Consider the following 23,911-nt stretch of genomic DNA (forward strand, 5'->3'; position numbering starts at 1 on the left):
ATTGGTGGAGACGGTGGGAGTCGAACCCACGTCCAAAAATATCGGCACTTAAGCTTCTACGAGTGTAGTCGATATATTAGCATTTCGCGAACTCTTCGGCCTATCGACAGGCTTCCAAGTTGCTAGTCTGGTTATTCTCTTCCTTTGTCCTCAGACGGCGAACTCCGGCGTAGTCCACTTAGTTTGAGTCCCTTACCCTACCACATGGACGATGGAGGGAGGAACCTTTAGTGCAATTAAGCAGCTAAAGAAAGATTGTTTTGTTTGCCAATTATAGGCTTTGACGTTTTAACGAGGCCGATCCCCTCGACTCGCAACCTAAGCTCGAACTATCCCTGTCGAATCCGTAACGTCCCCATGATAAAAATGGAGCATACGAAGAAAATTTCGTGATAGCTACTAAGAGCTGTTTTTCAATGTGCAACAACCTTACATAAGTTATTATAACATACGCGCGCCGTTTTACAAATGTAAATATCTGTATTACATCTTTTGACGATCACGGAACGCGCGTGCAATTTCACGTTTTGCTTCTTTCTCTTTTAAATCGTGACGCTTATCATATTGTTTCTTACCTTTTGCTAAACCAAGTGCCATTTTCGCAAATCCATTTTTCAAATAGATTTTTAGTGGAACTAATGCATATCCTGTTTCTTTTGCAGCTCCTGCTAATTTATCAATTTCTTTTTTATGCAGAAGTAACTTTCTCGTACGAAGCGGATCGTGGTTGAAACGATTTCCTTGCTCGTACGTACTAATATGCATATTATGAACCCATACTTCACCATTATGTACACGTGCAAACGCATCTTTCAAGTTCACGCGTCCAGCGCGAATCGACTTAATTTCCGTTCCTTGAAGGACAAGCCCTGCTTCGTATGTTTCTTCGATGAAATAATCATGAAATGCTTTTTTATTTTGTGCGATAACCTTACCTGAACCTTTTGGCATATAACGTCCCTCCTCTATTTTTACTATTGTAACAAATGTAAACAAAAAGCGAAAGTGGCTCGCTCTCAAGTCACCAATAAAAAGAAAAAGGCCCCGCTTTTCATCAAAGCGAAGCCACCCTCTTCTTACTTACGCTTTTTCTTCTTCTTCTTGAATCCTGGTACGTTTTCGAAGAATGCTTTTTTCTTCTTGCCGTTACCATCTTTTTTCCCTGGTTGGCTAGCGGACGCGGATGCAGATCCTCTTCCTTTACCTTTGCCACCACGGTCAAATTTTCTACCTGTGCCACGTTCTCCGCCGCGCTCATTACTGCGCTCGCTACGTCCACCGCGTTTCTTTCTGCCTGTTCTTGGCTGTTCGATAACGACTGGGCGGTCTTTGAACTTACGACGAGGCGTACCTTTCATACCAACGATTTCAAAGTCGATTGCACGCTCGTCTTTGTTTACGTTAATAACGCGAATTGTAATTTCGTCACCGATGCGGAATACGTTACCTGTACGTTCTCCAATCATTGCGAAGTGCTGCTCATCATAACGATAGTAATCATCCGTTAAGTAACTAACGTGTACAAGACCTTCAATTGTATTTGGAAGCTCTACGAATAAACCGAAGTTTGTTACAGAGCTAATCATACCATCATACTCTTCACCGATCTTATCGACCATATACTCTGCTTTTTTCATTTCGTCTGTTTCACGTTCTGCTTCAACAGCACGGCGTTCCATATTAGAAGAATGATCTGCAATCTCAGGTAATTTTTCACGCCATTTTGCTTGCGTTTCATTATCGACTTTACCGTTAATGATATATTCACGAATCAATCTGTGAACAATCGTATCTGGGTAACGACGAATTGGTGATGTGAAATGTGTGTAGAACTCAGTTGATAGACCAAAATGTCCTAAGCTTTCTGCATCGTAACGTGCTTGCTTCATAGAACGAAGCATTACTGTCGAAATGACTACTTCTTCTGGTTGCCCTTGAACCATTTCAAGAATTTGTTGTAGCGCACGAGGGTGTACTTCATTTGCACGTCCTTTTACTGCATATCCGAAGTTCGTTACAAACTCGAAGAAACGCTCTAACTTATCTTCTTTCGGATCTTCATGGACACGGTACATAAATGGTACGTTCATCCAGTGGAAATGCTCTGCTACTGTTTCGTTCGCGACAAGCATAAATTCTTCAATTAACTTCTCTGATACAGAACGATCACGCATAACAACGTCTGTCGGTTTTCCTTCTTCATCTACTAATACTTTCGCTTCTTTAAAGTCAAAGTCGATTGCCCCGCGGCGCATACGTTTTTCACGTAAAATTTTTGCTAATTGCCCCATCTCTTTAAACATCGGTACGAGCGGCTCATAGCGTTTCATTAACTCTTCGTCCTCATCTTCTAAAATGCTTCTTACGTCAGCATACGTCATACGCTCTGTCGTTTTAATTACACTTTGAAAAATCTCGTGTTTAACAACGTCACCTAAATTATTGATTTCCATTTCACAAGATAACGTCAGACGGTCTACTTTCGGATTTAATGAACAAATACCGTTAGATAGACGATGCGGAATCATCGGGATTACACGGTCAACAAGATACACACTCGTCGCTCTTTCTGCTGCTTCTACATCAATTGGAGAACCTTCTTGAACGTAATGGCTTACATCCGCAATGTGAACGCCAAGCTTATAGTTACCGTTCTCAAGCTTCGTTACTGTAACAGCGTCATCTAAATCTTTCGCGTCTGCACCGTCAATCGTTACGATCATTTGGTCACGCAGGTCACGGCGATCTTTTAAATCTTCCTCTGAAATCGTTTCTGGTACACTGTTTGCGTGTTCCATCACTTCTTCAGGGAACGCTAAAGGCAAGTGATGTTTATGAATAACAGATAAAATATCTACTCCTGGGTCATTTTTATGACCTAGAATTTGAACAACTTCACCTTCAGCACTTAAACGATTCTCTGGATAGCTTGTAATTTTCACAACTACTTTATGACCTTCTACAGCACCCATTGATGCGCTTTTCAATACGAAAATGTCACTTGTCCAGCGTTTATTGTCAGGTATAACAAATCCAAAGTTTTTCGATTCTGTATATGTACCAACTAGTTCTTTCGTTCCGCGTTCTAAAATGCGTACAATGGAACCTTCTTGACGCGAACCACTTGATTGGGAACTAAGGCGTGCTAATACTGTATCGCCATGAAGTGCACCGTTTAATTCTGTAGGCGGGATGAAAAGATCATCATCTCCTGTTTTCTTTTCGTCTGGTACAACGAATGCAAAGCCACGTGCATGTCCAATTAACTTACCACGTATTAAATTCATCTTTTCAGGAAGACCGTAACGGTTGCTACGAGTACGAATAACGAGTCCCTTTTCTTCCATCGTTACAAGTGCTTTTACGAAATCTTTGAAGCCCTCAGAACCTTCAATCCCAAATGCCTCTTCTAACTCTTGTATCGTTAGCGGTTTATACGCTTCTTCTCTCATAAATAATAACAACTTATCAATATGTTCTTGTATGATTTCTTCCAAGCAAAAATACCTCCTTTAAAACCTTATATTATTTAGTGTATCCGAAAGATAGGGGATGTATAAAGCGAAACTTCAATACGCCCCTTATGATTTTTACAGTTTTCACAAAAAATTCCTTATGAAAAAAAGAGGCAACTAGATCTTACCAATCTAGTTGCTCCAAGAAGTTATATACATCCTCATGTAGCTCGTCACGCTGCTTATCAAGTGTAATGACATGCGTAGAGTCTTCATACCATTTAATGTCTTTTAACGTTGATTCTACACCGTTATAAATAATGTTCGCACTATCTGTATTAATCATTTCATCATGACGCGCTTGTACAACAAATGTTGGTGCATAAATCATGTCCACATTGTTACGTACGTCAGCAATTAATTGTTGTAATGCTTTTAATGTATTCATCGGTGTCTTTTGGAATTCCAACATTTCTTGTTCTATTTGCTCTGGTGATTTTTGCTCACGCTTTTTATATTCGCGGGCATATGCCAATATACCTTGGTACATCGTTTCTTCACTCTTAATATACATTGGTGCACACATTGGTACTACACCTAAAACCGGTACTGTATAACCTAATTTTAGTGAAAATACGCCGCCAAGTGACAATCCAACGACAGCAATTTTCTCAAACCCTTTATCTTTTAAAAGCTGATATGCCTCCGTTACATCTTGCCACCAATCTTCAGGACCTGTATGAACAAGCTCTTCTGGCGGTACTCCGTGCCCTTTATAAATTGGCGCATGACAAGTGTAGCCTTTCTTTTCTAAGAAACGCCCTAACATACGTACATCAGCTGAGTTTCCTGTGAATCCATGTAGTAATAAAACAGCGCGGTCTCCACCCTCAAATGTAAATGGTTTCGGAGATGCTAATTTCATCATGTACTTCTCCTCTTTCTCTTCTGTAATCTAGTCGTATTCTTTCTATATCTAGTGTACCATATTTATATTTCTATAATCTAATTAGAAACATCTTTCAAATGGCAAAACAAAAAAAGAAGAACCATTAGTACATCTTACTAACGCTTCTTCTTTCAATTCTATAAGTTTAAGTACGTAACACCAATTGTTAATGCGAAGAACAATACAGCTAAAACAATTGTAATACGGTTTAATACCGCTTCAATTCCACGTGCTTTTTGCTTACCAAATAATTGCTCTGCACCGCCTGAAATTGCACCTGAAAGGCCTGAGCTATTACTAGACTGCATAAGTACCATAACAATCATTAAAATCGATACAATAATAAGTAAAACGGATAATAACGTATGCACTTGGCGTACCTCCTACAAAGATTCAGTTATTGTAACTGTAGCATAAATTCTATAGAAAAGCGAGAGCTATAAGGTTGCTCTCGCTTTTCTTCTATTACATGAACATCATTGCAAATAACGGCCCGAGCAAACATGTCAAAATGGCTGTTAATGTCATTGTTACCGATCCAATAACACCTTCATGTTCATTATTTTTCATCGCTCTCATCACACCCATAATATGAGAAGCACATCCAAATCCGATCCCTTTACCAACTGAGTTTGTAACGCGGCTCCATTTTAATAAAAGTGGGCCCGTAATCGTTCCTGTAATACCTGCAATAACAACGAAAGCTGCTGTTAATGAGGGCACACCACCAACTTGCTCTGAAACACTCATCGCAACTGGCATTGTCACTGACTTTGGTAAAGAAGATAAAATTAAGCTTTTATCTGTTCCCATAAGTGAGGCAATAGCAAAATCACTTGCAATGGCAACTGTTGTACCTACTAGTACCCCACCGGCAATCGGTACAACATATTTTTGCAGAACGTGACGTTGTTTATAAAGAGGAATTGCAAATGCTACAACACCGGGTCCAAGCAGCTTCGCAATCCAGCCACCACCACTTTCCATATAATGTTGATATGGTATATCAAGCACGATAAATAAGAAAGCCATTAACCCTGTTGCTACAAGCATTGGAATGGTGAATGGTGTTGGAAATAATTTATAGATTTTTTTAGATAATTGATATAATAGCACCGTAAAAAGAACCCAACCGATCCCGATTAATATTTGACTCATCGCGACTCTCTTTCCTTTCTATTCGCAAGATATTGTCCTGTATGTCCTGCGACAATAATAATTAAAAATGTACTCGCTACAACTGTAATGAAAAGAGAAATTCCTTTACTCATAAAAAAAGCACCGTAATTCATTAGGCCAAGCGTTGGCGGAATTAATAAAAACGGCATAATAGCAACGAGTGTTTCTGCTCCTAAATCGAACCATTTCACTGGAAGAACTTTTAGGCTAAGTAAAACAAGTAAGAGGAACATTCCAATCAAACTTCCTGGGATCGGAATATTTAACATTTCTTGTACCCAAGTTCCAACCATATAAAAAACGTAAAGAGCAGCAATTTGGACAAGAATCTTTGTAAATTTCATGTTCATCATCCCTCTTGTTTATACGATCTTCTGTTAATATCTTTATCATAGTATAAATTGTAAAAAGCTGCAATTTATCAACTTGACAGCAAAAAATGCCTATGTTATACGCTTACAACCTTGATATGACTACATTTTCAACAGAAAATTAAGTCAAAAACCTTGACCTAATATAAGAAGTTTTTATTTTCTGAATTTTAAAGGTTATTATTTCAATAAAATAATCTTTTTACCTTTAAGCTTACATATATATAAACAAGATAGGTGGTGAACATATGCCCAAAAAAGTTCTTATTTTTTGTGATCCTGGCATTGATGATACGATGGCTCTCCTCTTAGCATTCTTTATCGATGAAATAGAAATCATCGGTATTGTTGCTGATTACGGCAATGTTCCAAAAGAGATGGCCGTACAAAATGCTCATTTTCTTAAGAATGAAACAAGGAATAGAAATATTAAGATATTTGGTGGTTCAGAACGCCCTCTTACTGGTGCCCCGCCTGCTTTTTTTACAGATGTACACGGGAAACAAGGACTTGGGCCAATTATTCCAAATGGGAATGTGACTAACGGAGAAATGGAGAATTTCTTTGAAGTGATTCCTCTTATTGAACAGTATAAAGATGAATTAATTATTGTAAGTTTAGGAAGACTTACCTCTCTAGCAATTTTATTTATCATGTGCAAACAGTTAATGAAACAAATTAAATCTTACTACGTAATGGGCGGTGCCTTTTTACATCCTGGTAATGTCACCCCTATTTCTGAAGCAAACTTTTATGGTGACCCTACTGCCGCTAATATAGTCCTTCAATCCTCACCTAACATGTACATCTATCCATTAAACGTCACCCAATATTCCATCATTACACCAGAAATGGCTGAGTATATTGAAGCAAAAGGAAAAGCCCCACTCGTCAAACCGTTATTCGATCATTATTACTACGGCTATTATAAAAATGCTCTACCACATTTAAAGGGTAGCCCCTTCCATGACACAATGCCAATACTCGCTTTACTTGATAACTCTATGTTTACGTATCACAAATCCCCTATCGTTGTCATGACAGAATCCTCTGCACAAGGAGCAAGCATAGGGGAATTTCGTTCTTTAGTGAACCAAAAACCATTTATTGATTGGCCGGGTCATCAAATTGCAATTGATTTTGATTATAACAGTTTCTTTAAACATTTCATGTCACTTATGACAGGAGAACAATTTTAGCATAAAAAAAACAGACCGTGATTTCTCACGGTCTGTCGTTATTTTCTACAATTATCGTTTGATGTTGTAGAAAGATTTGATACCATCGTAAACAGCGATTTCGCCTAGTTCGTCTTCGATGCGTAATAATTGGTTGTACTTAGCAATACGGTCAGTACGGCTCATAGAACCAGTTTTGATTTGGCCAGCGTTAGTTGCAACTGCGATGTCAGCGATTGTAGCATCTTCAGTTTCACCAGAACGGTGAGATACAACTGCTGTGTAACCAGCACGTTTAGCCATTTCGATAGCTTCGAAAGTCTCAGTTAAAGTACCGATTTGGTTAACTTTAATTAAGATTGAGTTAGAGATACCTTTTTCGATACCTTCAGCAAGTTTTTGAGTGTTAGTTACGAATAAATCGTCACCAACTAATTGTACTTTGCTTCCAAGACGCTCAGTTAATAATTTGTGACCATCCCAGTCGTTTTCGTCTAAACCATCTTCGATAGAGATGATTGGGAAGTCTTTGCAAAGCTCTTCGTAGAAATCAACCATTTCTGCAGAAGTTAAGCCAGTACGGCCTTCGCCTGCAAGGTCATATTTACCAGTTTCTTTGTTGTAGAACTCAGAAGAAGCAACGTCCATTCCTAAGAATACGTTCTCGCCAGCTTTGTAACCAGCTTTTTCAATAGCTTCGATGATTACTTCTAATGCTTCACGGTTAGAACCAAGGTTTGGAGCGAATCCACCTTCGTCACCTACTGCAGTGTTAAGACCTTTGTCATGTAATACAGCTTTAAGTGCATGGAATACTTCAGCACCCATACGGATTGATTCTTTGAATGTTGGAGCACCAACTGGTAAGATCATGAACTCTTGGAAGTCTACGTTGTTATCAGCGTGAGAACCACCGTTGATGATGTTCATCATTGGAGTTGGTAATTGTTTTGCATTGAATCCACCAAGGTAACGGTATAATGGAAGACCTACGAAGTCAGCTGCTGCGTGAGCTACTGCCATAGATACACCAAGGATAGCGTTAGCGCCTAGTTTACCTTTGTTTGGAGTGCCATCTAATTCGATCATAGCACGGTCGATACCAGCTTGGTCAGTTACGTCGAAACCAACGATTTCTGGAGCGATAATTTCGTTAACGTTGTTTACTGCGTTAACAACACCTTTACCAAGGTAACGAGATTTGTCACCGTCACGTAATTCTACTGCTTCGTGCTCACCAGTAGATGCACCACTTGGTACGATAGCGCGTCCGAAAGCGCCGCTTTCTGTGTAAACTTCTACTTCTACAGTTGGGTTACCACGAGAGTCAAGGACTTCGCGAGCATAAACATCAATAATTGTTGACATAATAAATTCTCTCCTTTTTATATAAGCAAATTATTTAATAATTGTTTTACCTGTCATTTCTTTCGGTTGCTCAACACCAAGAAGTGTAAGCATAGTTGGAGCGATATCACCTAAGATACCACCTTCACGTAATTCTACGTCGTTCTTAGTAACAATGAAAGGAACCGGGTTAGTTGTATGAGCTGTCATTGGCTCTCCGTCAGAAGTTAATTCTTCGTCAGCATTACCATGGTCAGCAGTAATAAGTGCCACACCATCTTTTGCAAGAATCGCTTCTACAACTTTTCCTAAACATTCGTCAGTTGCTTCTACTGCTTTAATTGTTGGTTCCATCATCCCAGAATGGCCAACCATATCACAGTTCGCAAAGTTAAGAATGATAACATCATGTTTATCATTTTCGATTTCATTTACTAAAGCGTCCGTTACTTCGTAAATGCTCATTTCAGGTTTCAAGTCATACGTTGCAACCTTCGGTGAGTTAATTAAGATACGCTCTTCTCCTGGGAATTCAGCCTCACGACCACCGCTAAAGAAGAATGTAACGTGCGGATACTTTTCAGTTTCCGCGATGCGAAGTTGCTTTAATCCCGCTTGCGCAACAACTTCACCTAAAGTGTTATCAAGGTTCATTGGCTTGAATGCCACGTAACCATCTACTGTTTCACTAAAGTGTGTCATACATACGAATTCTGGAATGTGAGGTACTTTTTCACCACGATCGAACTCACGGAAGTCTTCGTTTGTAAATACACGAGCAATTTGAATTGCACGGTCTGGACGGAAGTTATAGAAGATAACTGCATCATCATCATTGATTGTTGCAACTGGCGTGTTATCTTCGTTAACAATTACAGACGGCAATACGAATTCATCGTAGATACCATTTGCATAAGAGTCTTCTACACACTCTTCTGCTGATTTATAAGTAGGTCCTTCACCATTCACCATAGCACGGTAACATTTTTCTACGCGATCCCAACGCTTGTCACGGTCCATGGAGTAATAACGACCAGAGATAGTCGCGAATTGTCCTACTCCTGTTTCTTTAATTACTTCATTTGTTGCATCAATATAGCTTTGTGCTGTTTTTGGTCCAACATCGCGGCCATCTAAGAATGCATGAATGTATACTTTCTCAACGCCTTCTTTAGCTGCTAAGCGAAGAAGAGCAAACATGTGGTTCATGTGACTGTGCACACCACCGTCAGAAAGTAAACCGAATAAATGAAGTGCAGTACCTTTTTCTTTTACGCTTTTAATTGCACTTTGGAACGTTTCGTTCTTATCGAACTCACCTTCACGGATTGCAACGTTTACGCGTGTTAAGCTTTGATATACAATGCGGCCAGCACCGATATTTAAGTGACCAACCTCAGAGTTACCCATTTGACCTTCTGGAAGACCTACTGCCTCGCCACAAGCTGTAAGCGTTGTGTGAGGGAATTTGTTCCAGTAACCATCAAAATTAGGTTTCTTAGCTTGTGCTACAGCATTCCCGTAAGTTTCTTCACGAAGTCCGAAACCGTCAAGAATGATTAAAGCTGTTGGCTTTCTCATTTTACCGCCCCCAGAAGACCTAAGAACGAAGCAGGCTCTAAGCTAGCACCGCCAACTAAAGCGCCGTCGATGTCAGATTGTGCCATGTACTCTTTAATGTTTTCTGGTTTTACGCTACCGCCGTATTGGATACGAACAGCTTCTGCAGCAGCTGGAGAAACAGCTTCTGCAACAACTTTACGGATGTGCGCACATACTTCGTTTGCATCTGCAGAAGAAGAAGATTTACCTGTACCGATAGCCCAGATTGGCTCATAAGCGATAACAGTTGCTTTAACTTGCTCTTCAGTTAAACCTGCAAGTGCTTTTGTCACTTGACCTGCTACTAGATCAAATGTTTTTCCGCTTTCGCGCTCTTCTAAAGTCTCACCACAACATACGATTGGTGTTAAACCATGTTCAAATGCTGCGATAGTCTTTTTGTTTACTGACTCATCTGTTTCAGCAAACATTTCACGACGCTCAGAGTGGCCAAGTACTACATAGCCAACTTTTAAGTCGCTAAGTGCTACTGGGCTAATTTCGCCAGTGAATGCACCATTTTTTTCGAAGTGCATGTTTTGTGCACCTACTTGTAAATCAGTTCCTTCAGTCGCTGCTACAAGGCGCTCTAAGAATAGAGCTGGAGAGCAAACTACTGCATCAACAGCTGAAGCTGCTGGGATTTGACCTTTAACTTCCTCTACGAAGCTAACTGCTTCAGATAGAGTTTTATTCATTTTCCAGTTACCTGCGATAATTGGTTTACGCATGCTTTGCACCGTCCTTTTTCTTTGGCTGCTACTTATTTGTCGTTAAGACAAACTACACCTGGAAGCTCTTTACCTTCCATGAATTCTAATGACGCACCGCCGCCAGTAGAAATGTGGCTCATTTTATCAGCCATACCGAATTTTTCAACAGCTGCTGCAGAGTCACCACCGCCGATAACAGAGTATGTACCTTCTGCATCTGCTAATGCTTGTCCTACTGCTTTTGTACCTTGTGAGAATGGAGTCATTTCGAATACACCCATTGGTCCATTCCATACAACAAGCTTAGAGTTTTTAATTACATCTGCATAAATTTCACGTGTTTTAGGACCGATGTCCACGCCTTCCCAGTTAGAAGGGATAGAGTCGATACCAACGATTTTAGTTGTTGCAGTTTCAGAGAATTCCTCAGTGATTACAACATCAACTGGCATGTAGAAGTTTACGCCTTTTTCTTTTGCAAGTTGCATAAATTCTTTTGCTAGTTCAATCTTGTCGTCTTCACATAGAGATAGACCAATTTCATGACCTAAAGCTTTAACGAATGTGTAAGCAAGTCCGCCACCGATGATTAAGTTATCTACTTTGTCTAATAGATGACGAATTACACCGATTTTATCTTTTACTTTCGCACCACCGATGATAGCTGTGAATGGACGATCTGGGTTAGAAAGTGCTTTTCCAAGAACATCTAACTCTTTTTCCATTAGTAAACCAGATACTGCTGGTAGGTAGTCCGCGATACCTGCTGTAGAAGCATGAGCACGGTGAGCTGCACCGAATGCATCGTTTACGAAGATGTCAGCAAGAGCTGCAAATTCTTTCGCAAGTTCTGCATCGTTCTTTTCTTCGCCCGCATAGAAACGTACGTTTTCAAGAACTAATACGTCGCCTTCGTTCATTGCTGCAACCATTTCTTGTGCAACTGGTCCGAATGCTTCGTCTGCTTTTTTAACATCTTTACCAAGAAGCTCGCCTAAACGTGCTGCTACTGGAGTAAGACGTAATTCTTCTACTACTTGACCTTTTGGACGGCCTAAGTGGCTTGCTAAAATAACTTTCGCACCTTGCTCTACTAAATATTGAATTGTAGGAAGAGCTGCACGGATACGAGTTTCATCTGTAATTTTGCCTTCTTTCATAGGTACGTTGAAGTCAACGCGGCAAAATACACGCTTACCTTTTAAATCTACGTCACGAATTGATTTTTTGTTCATTGGATTTCCCTCCGACTACTAGTTAGGATTGACAAAACCCACTCAAAAGCTTAACACATTTGCTTTTAAAACGAAAGAAGAGAGAGAGGGAACAAACCCTCTCCCTCGTTTTGTCATTGATAACTTATATAATTAAGAATTAAAGACCTTTTGAAGTCATGTAAGCTGCTAGGTCTACTACGCGGTTAGAGTAACCAGTTTCGTTATCGTACCAAGAAAGTACTTTAACCATGTTACCTTCCATTACCATTGTAGATAATGCATCGATTGTAGAAGAAGCTGTACATCCGTTATAGTCGATAGATACTAATGGCTCTTCGCTGTATCCAAGGATACCTTTTAATTCGCCTTCAGCTGCTGCTTTGAATGCTGCATTTACTTCTTCAACTGTTACTTCTTTATCAAGTTCAACAACTAGGTCAACTAGAGAAACGTTAGCAGTTGGAACACGTACAGCGCCACCGTTTAATTTACCTTTAAGTTCTGGTAATACTAATGCTACTGCTTTAGCTGCACCAGTAGATGTTGGGATCATGTTTTCAGCTGCTGCACGAGCACGACGTAAATCTTTGTGTGGTAAGTCTAAGATTTGTTGGTCGTTAGTGTAAGAGTGAATTGTTGTCATCATTCCGCGTTTTACGCCGAATTTTTCGTTTAATACTTTAGCGAATGGAGCTAAGCAGTTTGTAGTACAAGAAGCGTTAGATACTACGTTGTGGCTAGCTGCATCGTATTGTTCGTGGTTAACACCCATAACTACAGTGATATCTTCGTCAGAAGCTGGAGCTGAGATGATAACTTTTTTAACTGATCCACCTAAGTGTTTTTCAGCGTCTGCTTTTTTAGTGAAACGGCCAGTAGATTCTACTACGATTTCTACTCCGTAGTCGCTCCATGGTAATTGTGCTGGGTCACGCTCAGCGATAACTTTAATTTCTTTACCGTTAACAACGATGCTGCTTTCGTTAGCAGATACTTCTGCGTTTAAAGTTCCGTGAACTGTGTCATATTTTAAAAGGTGAGCTAAAGTTTTAGCATCTGTTAAGTCGTTGATTGCTACTACTTCTACCTCTGGGTTGTTAAGTGCTGCGCGGAATACGTTACGTCCGATACGTCCAAATCCATTAATACCAATTTTAGTCATTTGAATTTCCTCCTTGGGGGATTATATTAAAGGGTAATACCCTTTGTTAACTGTTTTGCTGCACCTTCATCTGTAATTAGAATTGAAGTGTGCCCTTGTTTAATTACAGCCTGTATTGCCTTTGCCTTTGAAGAACCTCCAGCGACTGCAACAACGTGAGATACATTTTGTAAATCCTCTAGTTGCATACCAACTGTTCTTACTTTATGAACAACATTTCCTTGTTCATTAAAGTAGTAACCGAAAGCTTCGCCAACTGCTTCGCTTGCCTGAATCTTTAACCAATCTGCTTCTGAAGTATTTCTGCGACGTGCCATTGTTAACGCATCACCTATTCCATGAATGACGATATTGGAAGATCGAATCAACTCAAGAACTTCTTTCACGGAAGGCTCTGTCACAATAGACGCATATGCTTCGCTGCTAACATGGTCTGGAACATACAATAAGCGATAATTACTCATCGTATTTTGCGCCATCTTGGCACAAATAGTATTGGCTTCTAACTCGACGCCTTCTCCAATTCCACCACGTGCTGGGACAAATAGCATATGTAAATCTTTGCAATCAAGCTGCATCATGTCCGCAACAGCAGCTAGCGTAGTCCCTCCAGCCACAGCAACGATATTATTCGCTGTCAGACGGTCTTTTATACAAGTCACACAAGCACGGCCCATCTCCAGTTTGACCCAAGGTGATTCATCACTATCACCAGGGACAACGAAAACTTCATCCAAGTCTAATGTTTCCTTAAGTTGCTTTTCTAAAACCTTTAACCCGGAAATTTCTTTCATAAAGTCTTCCAAAGCAAGAACTAAAGCTGTTCCTTCTTCTGTCAATGTCATTCCAGAAGAAGCGACGTGAACTAAGTTTTGTTCTTTCAAAACTTGAACTTCACTTCGCAATACTCGTTCTGTCATACCGAGACTTGCTGATAAGTTTCTTCTTCCAATTGGCTGCATGAGCCTAATGTATTGAAGAATTTGCATTCTCGTTTGCATAACAGGTAGCAGATCAGGTAATAATTTTTTTGTGTTCTGAATCCATGAGCGCATATCTTTTCTCCTCACTACATCGGTTCATTTTCCCTCGTGGTCACTTTACGTCCCGTAGTGACATTTTGTGTCCCACATAGGTTAAAAAAATAATCCCTGCTACGTGTATTATTGTAACAGGAGATAGAAACTTATTCAACTCTTAACTGCATTCTTTATATAGTTTATTATGACACCTTTGTGAATGTTACCATATTCTACTTGTTTTCCGTCTATTTCTACAACCGGAATCATTAGGTGATATTTTTCTAAAGGGTCATTATCTTCATATATATCTATTTCCTCAATTTGAAAAGAATATTCACATTGTACTTCCTGTAAAACTTGTTTCGCCTTCACGCAAAGGCCACAATCATTTTTTGTATACAGTACAACTTTCATCTTCTTCACCTATCCGATTGTTTTTCGTAATGACGACGCTGGGATGTGCATTTGCTCTCTATACTTCGCCACTGTTCTTCGAGAAATAACGATTTCATGCTCTTCTTCTAACAATTTTGAAATCTTTTGATCTGAAAGTGGCTTTTTCTTATTCTCTGCCTCAACAAGCGTTTGAATAAATTGTTTTACACGCTTTGTAGAAACTGCTTCATCTTCAGTAGTCGAAACGGCATTACTAAAGAACGATTTCATCTCAAATAAACCGTGTGGTGTTTGCACATATTTATTTCGCGTTGCACGACTAATTGTCGATTCATGCACGCTTAACTCTTCTGCTACTTCTTTTAAAGCAAGTGGCTTTAAATACTCCGGACCTTTCCAGAAGAAATCACGTTGTTTTTCCATAATAATGGTCATTACTTGCAAAAGCGTTTGTTTTCTCTGTTTCAAACTACGCATAATCCACTGCACATGCTGATACTTTTCTGAAACGTAAGATGCTACTTCACTTTCACTATTATTAAGAAGCGCACTATATTCAGAATGAATTTCAATTCTCGGCATATTTCTCTCATTCATTTGTAAAACGAGACGATCACCATCTTTTTTCACCGCCATATCAGGCACAATATAAAGTGGTTTATCAGAAGAAAACGCAAGACCTGGTTTCGGCTGTAATGACGTAATACAGTTCACCGCCGATTGCAATTCCTCATTACTACACTTCAACACTTGAACGAGCTTTCGCCAATCTTTCTTCACGAAATAAGCGAAATGGTCTTCTACAACCTCTTCTGCTAATCCATTCCGTCTTTGTAAGCGCTTCAATTGTAAAGTTAGACATTCCTGAATATTACGCGCTCCTACCCCTGCTGGCTCCAGTGATTGGACAAGCTCTACAGAGCGGTCGACTACATGAAGTGGTACGGAAAGAAGATTTGCTAACTCTTCATTCGTTTCTTGTAAATACCCATTTCCATCCATGTTCATAATAATAAAAGAAGCTACTTTTCGCTCTTCTTCCTCTATTTTATAATACTGTATTTGATTTAATAAATGTTGCTGAATCGTTGTAGAATCCACACTGTAGATTTCCATCTGATTCTCGACTTGTTTGCTGGTACTTTTACTGTTGTTAGAGCTCTTTTTCTTCTCCCTCTCAAAACCACCTAACTCAATAAGGGGATTCTCTAACGATTGCTCATACAAAAACTCCGATAATTCTTGTACATTATACTGGAGCATTGTAATCGCTTGCCTTAACTCTTGTGTCATTGCCAAACGTAAGCTTTGTTCTTGTAAAAGACTTGCCTTCAAACTAATCTCCCCCTTGTTTCTATTGTACAATAAGTTTGGTAAAAGGAGAATGCTATCACAGACACCCATTCCAAAATATTATTAATTTATATGTATTAATGAGATTTACAACTTACAACCGAAATTTGAATAATATTGAAAGAAAATATTAAACTTATTTTTTATTACCACGTACTAATAGTAACTTTTAATTTTATATATAACAACATTAAATTTATCTCTTTTCAATCCCAAAATAAAAAGAGCAGTTTAGGTATAGTGACTCTTCACTATGCCTAACTACTCTTTTATGATTACTATTAAGGAAGAAACCTCTTATTTAAAGCTAAGGAACTTTGATTCCTAATTACATAGGAATCATAGAGATAATCGTTCGATTCACTAGACGCTCCTTGAATTCCTCTCATCTCTTCCACAGATAACTCAACTATTTTCTTCGCACTTCTCTCGCCACTACTATCCATCATTTTTTGTTTTCTTTTCGAAAAAAATCTCATTATTTATTCCCCCTACAATTAATTATTTTTTAACAATTGACTAAATTTAAGGCTCTTACCACTTCTTAATACACCTTTTGGATAGACCTTCGCTGCAAACATAGCAATTAAGCTGATGCTAGCCAATAATACAACCATAGATGTAATAATTTCTAAATTCCCAACCGATCCATTAATAATCCTAACTACCATACTAATCGGAGCTGTAAACGGTACATATGATGTCACCCTTGATACTAGCCCTTCAGGGTTATCAAGTACTACTAATAACTCCACCACTAAGCTTCCCATCAATATAAGGGTGATTGGCATCGTTGTTCCGGATAATTCTTCTGGCCTGCTTACCATCGAACCAAACACTGCGAAAAGTGCCGCATAAACGAAGTAACCGAGAACAAAATATAACAAGAAATATGCAGCGTGCTCACCTGTAATCAAATTCACATCAATATTCACTCCAAAAAACGAATCCGACACCTTAAAAATTCCAGATTTAATATATAGCGCCATACTAAGGAAGAAAATAAATAACTGTGTCAAACTAGCAAGACCGACTCCTAAAATTTTCCCGAAAACCATATGGACAGGAGATACTTTTGTGACCATCACTTCCATAACACGTGAGGCCTTCTCTGACGCAACTGCTGTCGCGATAGCATTTCCATATGAAGTGATCGCTAAGTACATAATCGCTACTAATAAATATACTAGTAAGAACGAACTTGTTTCTTCGTTATTTAAGTTTTGTTTTTTCGCTTGCACGTTCATCGTCAGTGATTTCACAGCCTCTTCTGATAACTGTTGTTTAACTACCGCACTTTGAAAATACTGATTTTGTACAAATACCTGTGCACTTTGAATCAACTTCGGATTATCCAGCTTCATAAAGTAATCTAATACTGGTTCAGCGCCCACGCCCTCTTTTAATATAAAGAGCGCTTCGATTTTCTTATCTAACAATTCTTGCTTATATTGATTTAATTTTGTTTCATCTCCTAAAGACCAATCCCATTCCGGAAGAGCTTTACTAAGATTAGATTGATCCACCGTAACATTAGGTGCTTCAGAAATAAATACAACCTTTGCTTTTTCTTTCTCTCCAGAAAACTTTTGTACTAAAGTTGGAAAAGAGAATAAGAATATCCCTCCTCCTATTAATAACAATGTCATCCCAATAAATATTTTCGTCCTCACACGATCCCAGTACGTTTGCCCTAAAACAATCCAGAAATTCCTCATTACTTATGCACCCGCCTTTTCAACAAAGATTTGATGTAAAGAAGGTTCTTTAATAGAAACGTCTCGGATATATTGTTTCGTTTTAATATCTTCAAGCAGCGAAAATGCATCCTCTCCATCATTAACTTTAATCATGAACGTACGATTAACTTTTTCAAAATTGAAATTTTTCTTCTTAAGAATCGGTTCAATATCCCCTTCCGTTTGCAACGTCATATATTTATATTGATAACTTTTCTTAATATCTGACAAGGCACCCGATAATACAATTTGACCGTTTTTCATAATACAAATTTCCTCACAGAACGTTTCTACACTGTCCATTTGATGACTACAAAAGATAATCGTTTTTCTTTGCGCGATTAACTCAAGTACAACATTTTTTAACATCTCTGCATTTACAGGATCCAATCCACTAAATGGCTCATCTAGTATGATGAATTCCGGATTATGCAATATCGCTGAAATCAATTGGATTTTTTGTTGATTTCCCTTTGACAATTCCTCTGTTTTCTTCTTTAAATGTGGTGTCATTTCTAATTTTTCTAGCCACTGTAACGCATGCCTTTTTGCAAGATTTGCTGGCATTCCTTCTAACTTGCCAAAATACACTAATTGCTCCACTACATTCATTTTCGGGTATAATCCACGCTCTTCTGGTAAATAGCCGATAGACAAGTCTTTCTTTGAAAAAGGGCGATTATTCCATAGAATTTGGCCGCTATCCGGTTTGATTAAATCTAAGATCATACGAATTGTTGTCGTCTTACCAGCACCATTCCGGCCCAACATCCCTAAAATTCCACCTTCTTCTACACGTATATTTAAATCATCAACAGCTTTATATTCACCAAATGTTTTATTTAAACCTTGAATTTCAAATGCCATATATAACATCCCCTTTTACTGTTTAATAAAGTAAATAACTGCCATTCCTAAAGCAATTCCGCCAATCATAAGTAAAAACTTTTTAAAATTCATCCCTATCTCTCCCATTTTTTAAAATTTGTATTTCGAAAATCAAGTGCACCCTTCGCATTTACAATGCCTTTTCCAAAGTATTTTTTCCCGTCACCCAATGCCGGTTTAGCCCCCTGATATAACCTCGTTTTAACAAATCCATTACTAGGCTTCAGCCTAAACTTTTCTTTATATTCCGCAATTACAAGTGCAGCTGTAGCAGATACTTTAGGAACTGCTAGACTCGTTCCAATCATCAGCTCATATCCTCTATCAAATCCTAACCATTCACTTAGTTGAGATTGTGGAAGATTTGTAGGATACGTGGTTAATACCATAGCTGTTTCATCTCCCACTTTTTCACTTTCCCACAAAGATCCATAATCTCCTGATGGAGCAGCAATATCAACATTTGTTCCATAATTAGAGTAATAAGATAATCGATCCTCTTTATTTGTTCCCGCAACAGTGACTACCCCCGGTAACCCCCCAGGCATATGAAGTTGCAAGTCGTTTTCATATCCTCTTTGCTTAGCTAATTGAAAAGGATTTGAAATATCGAATCCTTCTGTTCCAGAGGAAGCCACTAGCAAACTCCCTTTACTATTCGCATATTCTATTGCTCTTTTGTAAGCTAAATACACAGCTCCTTCTTCTGGGTCTTTAATGGACTTGTATGTTCCTAAACTTAAATTGATAACATCCATACCATCATTTGCAGCCTCTACAATAGCTTTAATAATCCAACTTGAATCTGCAGAACTACCTTGAAATACTTTATATGGTACAATCCCAATTTTGGGCGCTACCCCCTTTATTTTCCCATCAGCAGCTATTAACCCCGCAATCATTGTTCCATGACCAATATTATCTTCAATTGATTCTACATTCGGAACTAAAATTTTCCCCTGACTAACTATATTTCCCTTTAACGCAGGATGATTTACATCAATCCCACTATCAATAACACCAATCTTTACACTATGATTTCCTTGTTCAATTTTATAGCTCTCCCCATTTTCTGTTACCTTATCGACATCCCATTTCCATTTGCTATAATCGGCCTCTTCTTGTTCTAATTGTGAAGGTGCGTATTTTATTTTATTTGAAGGATTCTTTACTATAGTGGGCGGCTTTAATTCCACTACATCCTCTCTACCTGCTTTTTCAATTATCCCTTTATAATTTTTTAATAAATGCTGCTTCGCTTCTTGTACTCTTTCTAAATTATCACCTTCAATATTCAGCATCTTAATTTCTTTTATTACTTCTAGCTTTAAATCGGGATATTTATCTCTAATTTCCTTTATCATCTCATCCGTATTTTCACCTTGCCTCAATGTAAACACATACGAATTTTCTTTAATTTGATTATGTTTCATTTCTTCAGCGCTTATCGTACTAACTCCAACTATAGGAAGGTTTAATAATAATCCCACAGTAATTCCAGCACCTATTTTCGCTATTGTGTTTCGATATTTAAGCCAATCTTTCACTTTTAATCCCTCCTTTTACTTCCTGAGCTTTTGACAATTGATAATAATATCCTTGCTTCTCAAGTAGCTCTGTATGTGATCCTATCTCTACAATTGCTCCCTTATCCATAACAATAATCTTATCTGCATTCTTAACCGTGCTTAATCTATGTGCAATGACAATCCTTGTACATAACATATCAGTTAAATTCTCATCAATAACTCTTTCAGACAATGTATCGAGTGCACTTGTCGCTTCATCCAATATTAAAATAGATGGGTTTGTTACCAATGCTCTAGCTAATATTAACCTTTGCCTTTGCCCACCAGAGAAGTTAACTCCAAATTCAGATACCATCGTTTGAAAATTTAATGGTAGCATCATAATATCTTCTAATATATTTGCTTGCTTTGATGCCTCAATTACTCCATTTGGAGGTACACCTTTCCTTTGTGCAATAATATTTTCTCCTACCGTTTTGTTAAACAATCTCGCTTCTTGGAAAACAACGCCTATTGATTTCCTTAAAAATTTCAAATTTAACTTTTCACTTTCAATCCCATCAAATCGGATTTTCCCCTTCGTTGGTGTATATAGTCCGAGAAGCATCTTTACAATTGTACTTTTTCCAGAACCGGACGCCCCAACAATTGCGACCTTCTCACCAGCTTTGATTTTAAATGAAACATTCTGAATTGCATCTTCACTGAAATAATTGTGACGATAAGAAACGTTGTCAAACTCAATATCACCATTCAGTTTCTTAATTCCTGAAAATTGATTTACCTCTCTCTCCGATCTCGCATGCATTACATCGTAAATCCGCTGAATATAAGAGCTAATATAAATCAATTCACCATAGCCACTCCCAATGGAAATAATCGGTGTTATAAACGAAATCGCTAACGCGTTAAAGCCGAGTACACTTCCTAATGTCATATTTCCAGCTAGCACCTGTTGTCCACTGAACCAAAGTAGAAACAACGGTAAGATAAATTGAATAGAACCCGCTAATGTATTCATCAATGCCGTCCATATAGATCTCTTCTCTGCATGAATAAGTTGAGAACCAAAGCGTTCTTTCCATTCTTTATACACTTGCTTTTCCAATCCCATAACCTTCACATCACTAATCCCATTAATACTCTCAGACAAAATCCTTTGAACTTGAGCTTGAGCCGAAACCTCTTTATCAGCTAACTTCTTAGAAACAGTCGTGCTCATGACAAGTAAGGCGAATATAACAATCCCAACTGCTAACACAACGAGTCCTAATAAAGTCGAATAACGAAACATGAAGAATAAGTAAGTGAAAAGCAGAATTCCATCTATAAGAAAGGAAATTACCTTAGTAGATAATATTTGTCTAATATATACATTGGAATTTGCTCTAAATAACAGTTCTCCCATGGATCGATTCTCAAAAAAGTTATAAGAAAGACTTAGTAGTTTTTCTATAAAACTTTGCATTAAAGACATATCAATTGCCGTTTGCAATTTCGCTATTAGAAAGCCTCTTAACGAAGCAAATACTTGATAACTTATTAGCAATACTAAAATGCTGTAACCTATCATATTCATATAACTCGGATCTCTCGGAACAATTACGTGGTCAGTCATCCAACTTGTTACAAATGGAATCACCAGCGCAAAAGCCTGAATTATCAAAGAAGCTAATACAATTAAAGCTATTAATTTCTTTTTCCCTAACACAAACGATAAAAAGAATTGCAAATGAGAGACACCTTTTTGTTTTTGAAATGAATCATCTGGTTCCAGTGTTAATACAAATCCAGAATACTTTTCCTCCATTTCTTTTTTAGAGATTTTATTTCTTCCGTAAGCAGGGTCTATAACTATAGCCCCCTTTTTTGTCAATTTCTCCAGAACTACATAATGTTTATGCTCCCAATGGATAACTGCTGGTAATTTAACTTCACTTAAAGCCTCATATTCAGCTTTATATCCTTTTACATGAAAACTATTTTTTCTAGCAATATGCATAAGCTGATATAAAGATGTCCCACCTTTTGGAACACCAAACTCTTCTCGTAATTCAGCTAAAGAAACATGCTTTTCATAAAAACTAAAAATCATCGCTAATGAGGCTAATCCACATTCGCTATGTTCCATCTGCTCTATAAAGGGCACTTTTGCCATTTTTATTCCCCCCTATCTCTTTAACTATTAATCATAGCAACACCCTCATGGTTACCATGATTAAAATTAAATTCAAATGTAATTAATCCTAAAAAATATGCAGCTATTCCAATTTGGACCCTTGAATGTATCTCTAATTTTCTTTTAATTGAGGCTACTAATTCCCCCACCCTCCTTCTACTAATAAATAACTCCCTTGCTATTTCAACATCCTTCAAACCTCGTGCAATCAACACAGCTACTTCTTTTTCTCGATCACTTAAAACTTTCTTCATCATTCTCCTCCTTTATTCTCAATCCATATTAGATTATTTTTTTCTCGTTTATTAAACTGTGTTGTCTTAATCTGTACTCCTATCATATCCTTCTTTTAAACGTTATTGTCCGCAATGCACGTTGTAGTTACCGCAAACCAATTAGCGGGATTCTCCGCAACATCTTCATAAAAAAAACATATCGCATTTGCGATATGCTTAATTGTGAAGATCTCCCTCTTATGTTACAATTGGAATATTCCGAATTTTTACAAAAGGGGAGCTGCGAGTGATTTATTCATTACAAAATGAATTAATTTTGCGTGCAAAAAAACTGGTTTATGGACATTTTTTCGAATCTACATTACGTCAATGTTCTTCAGAATATATTGAATACAAATTCAATGATTCTACTCGTTTTGCCAACATCACTCTCGTACATTATGAAATATTTCAAGATAACCAAAATGAAGAAGAAAAACAATTACTGCTAACAATTATAGAATTACTTATGCTCTCTCTAGATATTATGGATGATATTCAAGATGAAGATTTCTTAGAAGGACCTTGGACAAAACATCCAATTGCCACAAATCTCAATATAATTATGGGATTTTTACTTATTTGTTTGCAAGAAGTTGACAAATCTTCCCTTTCAATTCAAATGAAAAACTGGCTCAAAAACGAAATACACTCTTGTATTTTAAACTCCATTAATGGACAACAGCTAGATCTTAAAAATGAAATCCATTCTGAGAAAGACTATATTGATATGGTAACTCACAAATCTGGGTATCTAATTAAACTTGCATGCTTATTAGGAACAGGGAATATTAACCCTATCCAGCGTTCTTTAATTGAAAACTACGCAATATGTATAGGCGTTATTAATCAAATAAAAAACGATATGCGTGATATTATGCAATGGGATAAGAAAAATGATTTTCTTAATTTAAAGAAAACTTTACCAATACTATATTATTTAAATAGTAAAAATGATAACTTTATACTTATAAAAAAATTCTTTAATCAGGAGATACAATATAACGAATTAAATAATCAAACATTAGAAACTTTAAAACACATATTACTATACGGTGGATCGATGGAGTATTGCTCTGTTATGCAAAACCTATATGTATACAAATGTCAAAGATACATCGAACAACTTTCAATCAGTCAAGCAAATAAGGATAGGTTAATTGATACTCTAATTTAGTTTACTTCCATGTCTCAGCAGCTTTACTAAGTAAAGTCGATTTATCTAAAGTACCTAATATAATTTCTAATTCTTGTTTTGATATACCATCAATGGCTATGGTTCCTTGACTACACACATTTTTAAATTGAATATCTTCTAATATACGTTCAACTAATTCCCTAATCATATATCGTTCAC

Annotated in this window: 23 protein-coding genes and 1 other RNA gene; 2 read left to right on the top strand and 22 right to left on the bottom strand. The window is 37.7% G+C overall.

What is annotated here, in order from left to right; translation table 11 throughout:
- Positions 1-2 precede the first annotated feature (2 nt).
- The 7 genes from ssrA to NLJ82_RS25170 form a co-directional block, all read right to left on the bottom strand.
- Positions 3-357, bottom strand: a transfer-messenger RNA (tmRNA) gene (gene ssrA, locus NLJ82_RS25140).
- Positions 358-483: 126 nt separating this feature from the next.
- Complete coding sequence (smpB, locus tag NLJ82_RS25145; protein ID WP_001123901.1) at positions 484-951, bottom strand: SsrA-binding protein; 468 nt, start codon at positions 949-951, stop codon at positions 484-486.
- 125 nt (positions 952-1,076) lie between these two features.
- On the bottom strand, positions 1,077-3,497 hold the full coding sequence (gene rnr / locus NLJ82_RS25150) for a ribonuclease R (protein WP_000391095.1): 2,421 nt from the start codon (positions 3,495-3,497) through the stop codon (positions 1,077-1,079).
- A gap of 142 nt (positions 3,498-3,639) precedes the next feature.
- Positions 3,640-4,380: a carboxylesterase gene (gene estA / locus NLJ82_RS25155; protein WP_000761976.1), complete on the bottom strand. Its 741-nt coding sequence runs from the start codon at positions 4,378-4,380 to the stop codon at positions 3,640-3,642.
- Positions 4,381-4,541: 161 nt separating this feature from the next.
- Positions 4,542-4,775 (bottom strand): preprotein translocase subunit SecG, encoded by a 234-nt coding sequence (secG, locus tag NLJ82_RS25160; RefSeq protein WP_000557262.1) that lies wholly within the window; start codon positions 4,773-4,775, stop codon positions 4,542-4,544.
- Positions 4,776-4,869: 94 nt separating this feature from the next.
- On the bottom strand, positions 4,870-5,562 hold the full coding sequence (locus NLJ82_RS25165; protein ID WP_000078304.1) for an LrgB family protein: 693 nt from the start codon (positions 5,560-5,562) through the stop codon (positions 4,870-4,872).
- Complete coding sequence (locus NLJ82_RS25170) at positions 5,559-5,927, bottom strand: CidA/LrgA family holin-like protein (protein ID WP_000673222.1); 369 nt, start codon at positions 5,925-5,927, stop codon at positions 5,559-5,561. Before NLJ82_RS25170 ends, NLJ82_RS25165 begins: the two co-directional genes overlap by 4 nt.
- Before the next feature lie 275 nt (positions 5,928-6,202).
- Here NLJ82_RS25170 and NLJ82_RS25175 point away from each other — a divergent pair, with 275 nt between their 5' ends.
- On the top strand, positions 6,203-7,153 hold the full coding sequence (locus tag NLJ82_RS25175) for a nucleoside hydrolase (protein WP_001125027.1): 951 nt from the start codon (positions 6,203-6,205) through the stop codon (positions 7,151-7,153).
- 51 nt (positions 7,154-7,204) lie between these two features.
- Here NLJ82_RS25175 and eno read toward each other — a convergent pair whose 3' ends face one another.
- From eno to NLJ82_RS25245, 14 genes are all read right to left on the bottom strand, one after another.
- Positions 7,205-8,500, bottom strand: coding sequence for a phosphopyruvate hydratase (eno, locus tag NLJ82_RS25180; RefSeq protein ID WP_000103957.1), 1,296 nt, complete (start codon positions 8,498-8,500; stop codon positions 7,205-7,207).
- A gap of 30 nt (positions 8,501-8,530) precedes the next feature.
- On the bottom strand, positions 8,531-10,060 hold the full coding sequence (gpmI, locus tag NLJ82_RS25185) for a 2,3-bisphosphoglycerate-independent phosphoglycerate mutase (RefSeq protein ID WP_001231150.1): 1,530 nt from the start codon (positions 10,058-10,060) through the stop codon (positions 8,531-8,533).
- Positions 10,057-10,812: a triose-phosphate isomerase gene (gene tpiA / locus NLJ82_RS25190; RefSeq protein ID WP_001231037.1), complete on the bottom strand. Its 756-nt coding sequence runs from the start codon at positions 10,810-10,812 to the stop codon at positions 10,057-10,059. The genes gpmI and tpiA overlap by 4 nt, the downstream gene beginning before the upstream one ends.
- A gap of 32 nt (positions 10,813-10,844) precedes the next feature.
- Positions 10,845-12,029, bottom strand: a complete 1,185-nt coding sequence (locus NLJ82_RS25195; protein WP_001036342.1) for a phosphoglycerate kinase — start codon at positions 12,027-12,029, stop codon at positions 10,845-10,847.
- 139 nt (positions 12,030-12,168) lie between these two features.
- Complete coding sequence (gap, locus tag NLJ82_RS25200) at positions 12,169-13,173, bottom strand: type I glyceraldehyde-3-phosphate dehydrogenase (RefSeq protein WP_000161231.1); 1,005 nt, start codon at positions 13,171-13,173, stop codon at positions 12,169-12,171.
- 26 nt (positions 13,174-13,199) lie between these two features.
- Positions 13,200-14,228 (bottom strand): gapA transcriptional regulator CggR, encoded by a 1,029-nt coding sequence (gene cggR, locus NLJ82_RS25205; RefSeq protein ID WP_001258187.1) that lies wholly within the window; start codon positions 14,226-14,228, stop codon positions 13,200-13,202.
- Between the two features lie 135 nt (positions 14,229-14,363).
- On the bottom strand, positions 14,364-14,609 hold the full coding sequence (locus tag NLJ82_RS25210) for a glutaredoxin family protein (RefSeq protein WP_000869740.1): 246 nt from the start codon (positions 14,607-14,609) through the stop codon (positions 14,364-14,366).
- Positions 14,610-14,618: 9 nt separating this feature from the next.
- Positions 14,619-15,926, bottom strand: a complete 1,308-nt coding sequence (rpoN, locus tag NLJ82_RS25215; protein ID WP_000647974.1) for an RNA polymerase factor sigma-54 — start codon at positions 15,924-15,926, stop codon at positions 14,619-14,621.
- A gap of 299 nt (positions 15,927-16,225) precedes the next feature.
- On the bottom strand, positions 16,226-16,423 hold the full coding sequence (locus tag NLJ82_RS25220) for a hypothetical protein (protein WP_001210631.1): 198 nt from the start codon (positions 16,421-16,423) through the stop codon (positions 16,226-16,228).
- An 18-nt stretch (positions 16,424-16,441) separates the two neighbouring features.
- Positions 16,442-17,662: an ABC transporter permease gene (locus NLJ82_RS25225; protein ID WP_001243603.1), complete on the bottom strand. Its 1,221-nt coding sequence runs from the start codon at positions 17,660-17,662 to the stop codon at positions 16,442-16,444.
- 3 nt (positions 17,663-17,665) lie between these two features.
- A complete protein-coding gene (locus NLJ82_RS25230; RefSeq protein WP_000863488.1) occupies positions 17,666-18,550 on the bottom strand; it encodes an ABC transporter ATP-binding protein in 885 nt (294 codons plus the stop codon).
- A gap of 95 nt (positions 18,551-18,645) precedes the next feature.
- The gene (locus NLJ82_RS25235; RefSeq protein WP_000656162.1) at positions 18,646-20,118 is read right to left on the bottom strand and encodes a S8 family peptidase; all 1,473 of its coding nucleotides are present in this window, start codon (positions 20,116-20,118) and stop codon (positions 18,646-18,648) included.
- Entirely contained in the window at positions 20,102-22,258 is a 2,157-nt protein-coding gene (locus tag NLJ82_RS25240) for a peptidase domain-containing ABC transporter (protein ID WP_001151548.1), read from the bottom strand. The genes NLJ82_RS25235 and NLJ82_RS25240 overlap by 17 nt, the downstream gene beginning before the upstream one ends.
- A gap of 20 nt (positions 22,259-22,278) precedes the next feature.
- Complete coding sequence (locus NLJ82_RS25245) at positions 22,279-22,533, bottom strand: response regulator transcription factor (RefSeq protein ID WP_000757186.1); 255 nt, start codon at positions 22,531-22,533, stop codon at positions 22,279-22,281.
- Positions 22,534-22,801: 268 nt separating this feature from the next.
- Between NLJ82_RS25245 and NLJ82_RS25250 the strand changes: the two genes are divergently transcribed.
- Entirely contained in the window at positions 22,802-23,731 is a 930-nt protein-coding gene (locus NLJ82_RS25250; protein ID WP_000640555.1) for a polyprenyl synthetase family protein, read from the top strand.
- 1 nt (position 23,732) lies between these two features.
- On the opposite strand, the gene NLJ82_RS25255 is transcribed toward NLJ82_RS25250, so the two are convergent.
- Entirely contained in the window at positions 23,733-23,900 is a 168-nt protein-coding gene (locus NLJ82_RS25255; RefSeq protein WP_000617613.1) for a hypothetical protein, read from the bottom strand.
- Positions 23,901-23,911: the final 11 nt, after the last annotated feature.

Origin of the sequence: Bacillus paranthracis (genome assembly GCF_024296885.1) — a bacterium.
In the GTDB taxonomy this organism is placed as follows: Bacteria; Bacillota; Bacilli; order Bacillales; family Bacillaceae_G; genus Bacillus_A; species Bacillus_A paranthracis.